The organism is Nostocoides australiense Ben110 (assembly GCF_001050535.1).
GTDB classification, from domain to species: domain Bacteria; phylum Actinomycetota; class Actinomycetes; order Actinomycetales; family Dermatophilaceae; genus Nostocoides_A; species Nostocoides_A australiense.
Genome location: NZ_HG764815.1, coordinates 4239933 through 4241254 on the forward strand (window position 1 = coordinate 4239933; position 1322 = coordinate 4241254).

The 1322-nt window shown below is 74.4% G+C and carries 1 protein-coding gene; it reads left to right on the forward strand.

Annotated features, from left to right (window positions below; translation table 11 throughout):
• A partial coding sequence (locus BN11_RS21015) for a transglutaminase domain-containing protein (RefSeq protein ID WP_048700426.1) occupies window positions 1-1322 on the forward strand: 1322 nt, incomplete at both ends.

A 1322-nucleotide genomic window follows, 5' to 3' on the forward strand; every position in this document is an offset into this window, starting at 1 on the left:
GGCTGCCGTCGCCGCGGCGCTGCTCACGGCCGCCACCGCCGGTGCCGCGCTTGCCGTGCCGCACCTGCCCGGTGTCGAGTCCCGCCCGCGGGTCCTGGCCCGCACCATCGTCGACCCCCCGTTCGATGTCAGCGAGCTGGTGTCCCCGCTCGCCGGCTTCCGCCGCTACGGGTCCGGCCTGCGGCAGCTGTGGGATCAGGACCTGCTCTCCGTCAGCGGGGCTGAGCCGGGCCAACGGCTGCGATTCGCCGTGCTCGACACCTACACCGGGTCCGTGTGGAGCGCGGGCACCGACACCATGAGCGGCGGCGTCTTTCACCGGATCGGCAGCTCGGTCGCCGAGCCGGAGGCCGTTTCCGGTGCGCCCCAGTCTGTTTCGGTCACCATCGAGGCTGCGTATGCCGCCGTCCCCGAACTGTCGCCCTGGGTCCCCGGGACGGGCCTGCCGACCCGCGTCCGCTTCACCGGCCCGCAGGGCGAGACCGCCGCGGCGAACGTGCGCCTCAACCCCGCCACGGGGCAGCTCATCGTGCCGACGCGGCTGGCGGCGGGCACGCGGATCGACCTGACGGCATACCCGGTGCGGGAGGTGCCGAAGGGGGGCATCGAACCCGACCCGGCGGCGACCATCGACCAGGCGGCTGGCGCCTTCCTGGCGCCGTGGGCGGCGGAGTGGGCCGGCGAGGCCACGCGCCCGTGGAACCGGCTCGCGGCGATCGGCAAGCAACTCGTGAAGACCGGCGCATTCAGCGACGGCACGAGGAAGGGCGAGGAACAGTACTGGCCCGGCCACGGCCAGGGCCGCCTGCTGCGGCTGCTCAGCGAGGCGCAGCCGGTCGGCAGCGACGAGCAGTATGCCGCCGCGTTCGCCCTGCTGGCGCAACAGAACGGCATACCGGCGCGGGTGGTCATGGGCGCCGTGGTGGAGGACCCGAGGCGGGTGCGCGGACGGGACGTGCACGCGTGGATCGAGGTACGTGCCGCGACGGGCGAGTGGTTCGCCGTGCCGAACGCGTTGTTCATGCCGGGACGCTCGAAACTGCCCAAGCGCACCGACTTCGAGGATGCCCGGCCGGCCGATCAGGCGATCGTGCCGGGACCGAGCGGGCGGCGTCCGCCGGGGTCGGTCGACTCGCTGATCGACGGTGTGCCGCCGGTGCAGCGGCCCAAGCCGTCCGGTGCCACGTCGGCCGAGAACGGGCTCGGACTGCCGGAGGTGCAGATCCCGGGGTGGGTCGATCGGGTCGGGTCGTATGCCGCTCCGCCCCTCGCCGCGCTCGCGGGCGCCGCGCTGCTCGTCACCGGGCTGCGGGGCTGGCGCC